General features: G+C 64.7%; 7 protein-coding genes. 4 read left to right on the forward strand and 3 right to left on the reverse strand.

Annotated features, from left to right (window positions below; translation table 11 throughout):
- Nucleotides 1-325 precede the first annotated feature (325 nt).
- The 3 genes from pyrE to FG93_RS12215 all read left to right on the forward strand — a co-directional run bounded on the left by pyrE (nt 326) and on the right by FG93_RS12215 (nt 2,545).
- Nucleotides 326-910: an orotate phosphoribosyltransferase gene (gene pyrE, locus FG93_RS12205; RefSeq protein ID WP_043234800.1), complete on the forward strand. Its 585-nt coding sequence runs from the start codon at nt 326-328 to the stop codon at nt 908-910.
- Between the two features lie 159 nt (nt 911-1,069).
- Entirely contained in the window at nt 1,070-1,690 is a 621-nt protein-coding gene (locus FG93_RS12210; protein ID WP_043234801.1) for an NYN domain-containing protein, read from the forward strand.
- Nucleotides 1,691-1,810: 120 nt separating this feature from the next.
- Nucleotides 1,811-2,545 (forward strand): superoxide dismutase, encoded by a 735-nt coding sequence (locus tag FG93_RS12215; protein ID WP_280114135.1) that lies wholly within the window; start codon nt 1,811-1,813, stop codon nt 2,543-2,545.
- Between the two features lie 278 nt (nt 2,546-2,823).
- Here FG93_RS12215 and smpB read toward each other — a convergent pair whose 3' ends face one another.
- The 3 genes from smpB to dapA are packed head-to-tail and all read right to left on the reverse strand — an operon-like array spanning nt 2,824 to nt 4,886.
- The gene (smpB, locus tag FG93_RS12220) at nt 2,824-3,297 is read right to left on the reverse strand and encodes an SsrA-binding protein SmpB (RefSeq protein WP_043234803.1); all 474 of its coding nucleotides are present in this window, start codon (nt 3,295-3,297) and stop codon (nt 2,824-2,826) included.
- The gene (locus tag FG93_RS12225; RefSeq protein WP_043234805.1) at nt 3,294-3,941 is read right to left on the reverse strand and encodes an FMN-binding negative transcriptional regulator; all 648 of its coding nucleotides are present in this window, start codon (nt 3,939-3,941) and stop codon (nt 3,294-3,296) included. Before FG93_RS12225 ends, smpB begins: the two co-directional genes overlap by 4 nt.
- A gap of 51 nt (nt 3,942-3,992) precedes the next feature.
- Complete coding sequence (dapA, locus tag FG93_RS12230) at nt 3,993-4,886, reverse strand: 4-hydroxy-tetrahydrodipicolinate synthase (RefSeq protein ID WP_043234806.1); 894 nt, start codon at nt 4,884-4,886, stop codon at nt 3,993-3,995.
- Between the two features lie 170 nt (nt 4,887-5,056).
- Here dapA and FG93_RS12235 point away from each other — a divergent pair, with 170 nt between their 5' ends.
- On the forward strand, nt 5,057-7,138 hold the full coding sequence (locus tag FG93_RS12235; protein WP_081881495.1) for a lytic transglycosylase domain-containing protein: 2,082 nt from the start codon (nt 5,057-5,059) through the stop codon (nt 7,136-7,138).
- Nucleotides 7,139-7,361: the final 223 nt, after the last annotated feature.

The raw sequence follows: 7,361 nt of genomic DNA on the forward strand, positions 1-7,361 counted from the left end.
AATAGGCCAATATGACCAGAACCCCTGCGCCGGACAGCCCAAAACCGGCCGATATCCGTCAAAAAATCGCGCCCACAACCCAAACTCGCGGAAACGCAGCAGGAATTTCAGCAGCCTGCTAGAGCATCGGCTGCGGTTTTCGGGAAAGCCGATGCAATCACAGAAAGTCGGATCACCGGACCGGATACGATATCCGATCCGATGATCTGGCAGCCTTCCACAGCTCCGCTCAGGCCGGCGCTTGAAACGCGGGCCGTTCCGGCGCAAAAGCGCTCGCCTGTGCCTGTCGCAGGCCATGGGATCACACCATCTGCGAGGCGCACCGATGACCGACGACGAGGTCCTGGCCGAATTCCGCGATGCCGGCGCATTGCTCGAAGGTCACTTCATCCTGTCTTCCGGATTGCGCAGCCCGATCTTCCTGCAGAAGATGTTCATCTTCCAGGATCCGGTTCGCACCGAGCGGCTCTGCAAGGCCCTCGCCGCCAAGATCGAAGCCACGTTCGGCAAGGTCGATTATGTCGTCTCGCCCGCGGTCGGCGGCATCGTGCCGGGCTATGAGACGGCACGGCACCTCAAGGCCAAGGCCGTGTTCGTCGAACGCGAAGACGGGCAGTTCAGGCTGCGCCGCGGCTTCGCCATCCCCGCCGGCGCGCGCGTGGTCATGGTCGAAGACATCGTCACCACCGGCCTCTCCTCGCGCGAATGCCTGGCCTCGATCGCTGGTGAGCCGGGCCAGATTCTCGGCGCCGCCTGCCTGGTCGACCGTTCCGCCGGCAAGGCCGATCTCGGCGTCAGACTGGTCAGCCTCGTCGCACTCGACATCCCTGCCTATGCTCCTGACGCGCTGCCGCCCGAGCTTGCCGCCATCCCAGCGGTCAAGCCCGGCAGCCGGGGCCTCGCCGGCTGAACGATGCCGGCCAGCCCGAGCAAGCGCTCTTGCAAGACTCCAGCAAGTGGCCGCATAATTAGGGCTTGACCGATCAGAATTCGGCGGTCCTTCGACATTGCCTGACTGCTATCCTTTCGATCTGACGTATTTGATTCGTTTTTTACTGGAGTCGTTGCCATGGCGGAGCCGCGCATCGCGCTTTTTATCGATGGGGCCAACCTGTATGCCACATCGAAGCAGCTTGGCTTCGACATGGATTACCGTCGACTGCTGAAGGAATTCCAGGCGCGAGGGAATCTCATCCGGGCATTCTACTTCACCACGCTCGTCGAAAGCGAAGAGTACTCGTCGATCAGACCGCTGGTCGACTGGCTTGACTATAATGGCTACAGGGTCATCACCAAGGCGGCCAAGGAATTCACCGACGCGACTGGCCGCCGCCGGGTCAAGGGCAACATGGACATCGAGCTCGCCATCGAAATGCTCGAACTTGCTCCTCATCTTGACCAGATCTACTTGTTCTCGGGCGATGGTGACTTTCGCCCGCTGGTAGAGGCCGTGCAGCGCAAGGGCGTGAAGGTCTCGGTGGTCTCGACCATTACGACCAATCCTCCCATGGTCTCCGACGAGTTGCGCCGCCAGTGCGACGAATTCCTCGACCTGTCGCATCTAATGGCGAAGATCGGGCGTGACCCCTCCGAACGGGCTCCGCGCAGCGCCGCTCCCGGCACGCCCGGCCATCCCGGCCTGGAGCGCCGCTATGGCATCCGCCAGGGCGACGAACCGGTCGAAAGCTGAAACCCGGCCAGCCACTGACGCTTGGTCAGAGGCTGTGATAGCACCGTTGGAGCACGGCCCGAGGCCGATCTGATTCGGCCGGGCCGGGCTATGATTGCAACGGGACTGGGAGGCTTCATCGTGCATCGCCGTCATTTTCTCGCCGGGCTCGCGGCGGGCTCCGCGGGTGTTTTCGTCATCGCCAAGCCCGCCCTTGTGCTGGCGCAGGCTACGCCTGCTCCCGCTGCGCCGGCGGCTGCACCTGCCTTCACGCTGCCACCCCTCGGTTATGCCTATGAGGCGCTGGAGCCGCATATCGACGCTGCCACCATGCGCATCCATCACTCCGCCCATCATCAGGCCTATGTGAACAACGCCAACGCGCTGGCCAATCAATGGGCGGGCCTGAAAACGACGCCGATCGAGACCGTTCTGGCCGATCTCAGCACGGTTCCCGAAACCGTTCGCACCGGCGTCCGCAACAATGTCGGCGGCCACTGGAACCATACGTTTTTCTGGGAGCTGATGACGCCGGGCGGAGCGGAGCAGCCTTCGCCTGAACTCAAGAGCGCGATCGAGGCCTCGCTCGGCTCGGTGACCGATATGGCGACCAAGCTCAACGCCGCCGCCATGGGCCGCTTCGGCTCCGGCTGGGCCTGGCTCGTCGTCGGCAAGGACAAGAAGCTCGCGATCGTCAGCACGGCCAATCAGGACACCCCGCTCGAACTCGGCGCCAAGGCGGTGGTCGGCGTCGACGTCTGGGAACACGCCTATTACCTCAAGCACCAGAGCCGCCGCGCCGACTATCTGGCCGCCTGGTGGAAGACGGTGAACTGGGACAAGGCCAACGCCAATTTCAAGAAGGCGACGGCCTGACCTTCTGTGCTTGCATCGGCTTTGCCCCGAAAACCGCGATCCACTTTTCGGGCCGATGCGGCCTTCCGTGCGTGCATCGGCTTTGCCCCGAAAACCGCGATCCACTTTTCGGGCCGATGCGGCCTTCCGTGCGTGCATCGGCCTTGCCCCGAAAACCGCGATCCACTTTTCGGGCCGATGCATTGGCAGCGGGCTTTTCTGGACGTCCCGACAAACGAAAAGGGCCGCTCGCGCGGCCCTTTTTCCTTGACGCTCGCCTGGCGGAAAGGCTGTTCGCTTCAGCCGCCGCTCTTCATGATCCGCGCCTTGTCGCGGTTCCAGTCGCGGGTCTTTTCCGTCTCGCGCTTGTCATGCAGCTTCTTGCCGCGGCCAAGGCCGAGCTCGACCTTCGCGCGCCCCTTGTCGTTGAAATAGACCTTGAGCGGAATCACCGTGAAGCCGTCGCGCTGGATCGCCCCCATCAGCTTGTTGATCTGCCGGCGGTGCAGCAGCAGCTTCCGCGGCCGGCGGACATCGTGGTTGAAGCGGTTGGCTTCGAGATATTCCGGGATATGGGCGTTGAACAGAAAGAGCTCGGTGCCCATCGGCCCGGCATAGCTCTCCCCGATGGTCGCCTTGCCACCGCGCAGGGATTTGATCTCGGTGCCCTGCAAGGCGATGCCGGCCTCGAGTGTCTCGATGATCTCGTAATTGTAACGCGCCTTGCGGTTATCGGCCGCGAGGCGATAGCGCTCGGGATCAGGCTTGCTCATGCCGGGTGACCAAATCCATAGACCTTCACGAGACCCGCCATGGCCTGCGACTCCGTTTCCGGGTCAGCGCTCAGGCCGTTGAGAACCCCCAGCCTGTCGGCTTCCTGCCGGTTCTGGCTGAGCTTGAACTTGCCGATGATCGAGGCGATCTCGATCTCGATGCCGACGATGCCGCGTGCCTGCGCCGCGATGAAGGGCTCCGGAGCGTCGGAGACCGACCATGGCTCGGCGCGCGGCGCTTCCTGCTGCCGCGTCAACGACTTGAGCTGGGCGCGCAACCACGCGGGATCCTCGATGGCGCGGGCCGGGCCGCGCACCTGCACGGTGACATAGTTCCAGGTCGGCACGACCTTGCCGTGTTCCTGCTTCGAGGCATACCAGGCCGGCGTGACATAGCGCTCGACCCCGGTGAAGACGACCAGCGTCTCGGCCCCGGCGGCAATGGCGCGCCCTTGCGGGTTGGGACGCGCCAGATGCGCGCGCAGCAGGCCCTGCTCGCCGAGCTCCGGATGCAGGACGAACGGCACGGGATTGGCGAGAAGGCCGTCGGCGCCGGCCGTCACCAATGTGGCAAGCGGATTCGCGCGAATGACGCCGTGCAACGCGTCACGGTCTTCAACCTTGAAATGGCTCGGTTCGTACATCAGCGGCTCCGGGGCGTTCGCCGAGCACCCCGGGCGAACGCAACTCTCTATCTAGGCATTCAACAGCCCGGCGTGAACCATGGCCTCGCGGATAACCTTGCCGGTCGGCGGGGTCACCGGCATCAGCGGCAGGCGGACCTCCTCCTCGATCCGGCCGAGCAGCTTGAGCCCGTGCTTGGCACCGGCGAGGCCCGGCTCCTTGAACACCGCATCATGCAGCGGCGCGAGCCGGTCCTGGAGCTTCAGGGCACCAGCGAAGTCGCCCTTCAGCGCAGCCACCATCAACTCGGAGCAAAGTCGCGGCGCCACATTGGCGACAACCGAGATGCAGCCATGGCCGCCGGCTGCCATATAGGCCAGCGCCGTCATGTCCTCGCCCGAGAGCTGGATGAAGTCCGGCCCCATGGCGTGGCGCTGCTGCGAGACGCGGGCGAGATTGGCGGTCGCATCCTTGACGCCCGCGATGTTCTTCAACTCGTAGAGCCGCGCCATGGTCTCGACCGACATGTCGACCACCGAGCGCGGTGGGATGTTGTAGATGATGATCGGGATGCCGACCGCGTCGTTCACCGCCTTGAAGTGCTGATACATGCCCTCCTGGGTGGGCTTGTTGTAATAGGGCGTGACGACCAGCAGCGCCTGCGCACCCGCCTTCTCGGCGTGGATCGCGAGGTCGATCGCCTCGGCCGTGTTGTTCGAACCAGCTCCGGCGATGACCGGGACGCGACCCTTTACCGCATCGATGCAGATCTCGATGACCCGCTTGTGCTCGTCATGGCTGAGCGTCGGGCTCTCGCCGGTGGTGCCCACGGGGACGAAGCCATGGCTGCCGCTTTCAATCTGCCAGGCGATCAGCGCGCGCAGACCATCCTCGTCGATCCTGCCGCCCTTGAACGGCGTCACCAGGGCTGTGAGCGAGCCGGTGATAGGCGCATGCTTGGTCATGTTCGGCCGTCCTAAGAACAAAATCCGTGTGTAGCGGGCGACAGACATACCGCCTCCCACCGCATGCGCAAAGGCGAAAGCCCATCAAAAAGCGCTTGCACCTCAGTTAACGGTCCATCAAGACCCTTCACCGACCATCGAAGTTCAAGCGCCTCCCGGGGAAATCCACCATGGTACGGCTGCCTGCCTCTCGACGGCTCCTTTCATGGGCCGTGCCTGCGCTCCTTGTGACTGCGAGCGCCCAAGCGACCAACGACGCCGACCACACGCTGCAGCAGGCCCGCGTCGCGGCCCTTGCCGATCCCACGACGACGGCGACGCTGCTGCGCTCGCCCGACGAGCAGCTTCGCGCGGGCACGGAAACCGATCTGGGCGCCCTCAAGACTGCGGTCGAAGCCTACCGCCGCGGTGCGGTGGCCGAAGGCGATATCCTCGCCTCGGCCTTCGACGATCGTGCGACACGCGCCATGCTCGAATGGGCTGCGATCCGCTACGGTGGCAACTTGGTCAGCTTCACCCGCATCAACGCCTTTCTCGAGGCCTATCCGAACTATCCGGCAACGACGCTGTTTCGGCGCCGCGCCGAGGCCGCGCTGATCTCCGAGAGGAAGAGCGTGACCGTGATCCGCGCCTTCTTCCATGCGCAACGGCCGGTCAGCCCGGTCGGCCGCGTGGCGCTGGCCATGGCCCTGAAGGCCGACGGCAAGCCCGACGATGCGATGGAACTGATCCGCGAGACCTGGCGGCGTGACAATCTCGGCGCGCCGCTGGAGACGATCGTCCTCAACAGCTTTGGCGACCGGCTGACAGCGACCGACCATCGCCTGCGCGCGGAACGCTATCTCTTTGAAGAGAACAACGCTGCCGCGCTGCGCAATGCCGCGCGCGTCTCCGCCGACTATGTCCTGCTCGCCAAGGCGCGGCTCGCCAGCGCGCAGTCCAAGGGCACGATCGCGCCTGCGCTGGTGGCGGCCGTGCCGGCGTCGCTCCGCAACGATCTCTCCTTCGTCTTCCTGCAGGCGCAACAGGCGCGGCGCGCCAACAAGGCCGGCGAGGCCGCACAGATTCTCGCCAAGGTCCCACGCGACCCGGCCCTGCTCGGCGATGGCGACGAATGGTGGACGGAGCGTCGCCTGATCGCGCGCAAGCTTCTCGACGAGGGCGATGCGGCCAAGGCCTATGAGGTGGCGGCAGGTCACGGCGCCGAAAGCGCCGCCGAGCGCATCGACGCGGAATGGCACGCCGGCTGGATCGCGCTGCGGTTCCGCGATCAGCCCGGACTGGCTCTCGCCCATTTCGACGAGGCAGCCAAATGGGCGGAGACCCCGGTCTCGGTCTCGCGCGTCGCCTATTGGCAGGGCCGCGCGGCCGAGGCCATCGGGCTGACCGAGCGCGCCCAGGAAGCCTATGAGCGGGCCGCGGTTCATTCCGTCGCCTATTACGGCCAGCTCGCCCGGGCCAAGCTCGGCCTGCCGAACCTGCCGATCAGGACGACGGAGTCGGCAGCGCTCGAACATCTGCCCGGCCACCAAGGCGTGCGCCTGCTCTACCAGATCGGTGCGCGCGACCTCGCCGCAACCATGCTGGTCGACCTGTCACAGCGCCTGCACACGACGACCTCGCTGGAAGCCGTGGCTGCGATCGCCAGCCGTGAAGGCGATGTCCGCACCCTGCTGACGATCGGCAAGACCGCCCTGCACCGTGGTTTCCCGCTCGACACTGCGGCGTTCCCCACCTCCGGCGTACCGGACTTCCCCGTGGTGGGCGACCCGATGGAGCGGGCGATCGTCCACGCCATCGCCCGGCAGGAGAGCGCTTTCGATCCCAATGCGGTCTCGCATGCCGGGGCGCGCGGGCTGATGCAGATGATGCCGGCGACTGCCCGGGAAACGGCGCGGCGCGCCAACATGCCGTTCGACCTGCCGCGGCTCGGCAGCGATGCTCTCTATTCCGCGCAGATGGGCGCGGCCCATCTCAACGACCTGATCCGGGAATGGCGTGGCTCCTACATCCTGAGCTTCGCCGCCTATAATGCCGGCTCCGGCAATGTGAAGCGCTGGATCGACACCTATGGCGACCCCCGCAAACCCGATGTCGATGCCGTCGACTGGGTCGAGCGCATCTCGTTCAACGAGACCCGCAACTACGTCCAGCGCGTGATGGAAAACCTGCAGGTCTACCGGGAGCGGCTGAACCAGCGCACCGCCTATCTGATCGACTACGATCTGAAGCGGGCCTGGACGAGGGACTAGAGCATTTTCGAGCGAAGTGGACACCGGTTCGCGTGAAGAAAATGCGATAAAACAAAGAGCTAGAGGATTTCCGCGATTCGGAGAAACACGGAAATGCTCTAGCAGGCTGCTGAAAAACGCGCTGGCTTTTTGGTTGGTGTGATGATTCCGTGGGGTTGCGGCCACAGGATTGATTTGGATGCGCGGTGGGGACGAACGGACGGGATCGTTGTTTTCGTATGTC

This window comes from Allobosea sp. LC85, from assembly GCF_000735605.1.
In the GTDB taxonomy this organism is placed as follows: domain Bacteria; phylum Pseudomonadota; class Alphaproteobacteria; order Rhizobiales; family Beijerinckiaceae; genus Allobosea.

What these genes read in the sequence shown, in the direction of transcription:
- pyrE (WP_043234800.1), top strand. Translation starts at nt 326, where the DNA reads ATGACCGACGACGAGGTCCTGGCCGAATTCCGCGATGCCGGCGCATTG.
- FG93_RS12210 (WP_043234801.1), top strand. Translation starts at nt 1,070, where the DNA reads ATGGCGGAGCCGCGCATCGCGCTTTTTATCGATGGGGCCAACCTGTAT.
- smpB (WP_043234803.1), bottom strand. Translation starts at nt 3,297, where the DNA reads ATGAGCAAGCCTGATCCCGAGCGCTATCGCCTCGCGGCCGATAACCGC.
- FG93_RS12225 (WP_043234805.1), bottom strand. Translation starts at nt 3,941, where the DNA reads ATGTACGAACCGAGCCATTTCAAGGTTGAAGACCGTGACGCGTTGCAC.
- dapA (WP_043234806.1), bottom strand. Translation starts at nt 4,886, where the DNA reads ATGACCAAGCATGCGCCTATCACCGGCTCGCTCACAGCCCTGGTGACG.
- FG93_RS12235 (WP_081881495.1), top strand. Translation starts at nt 5,057, where the DNA reads ATGGTACGGCTGCCTGCCTCTCGACGGCTCCTTTCATGGGCCGTGCCT.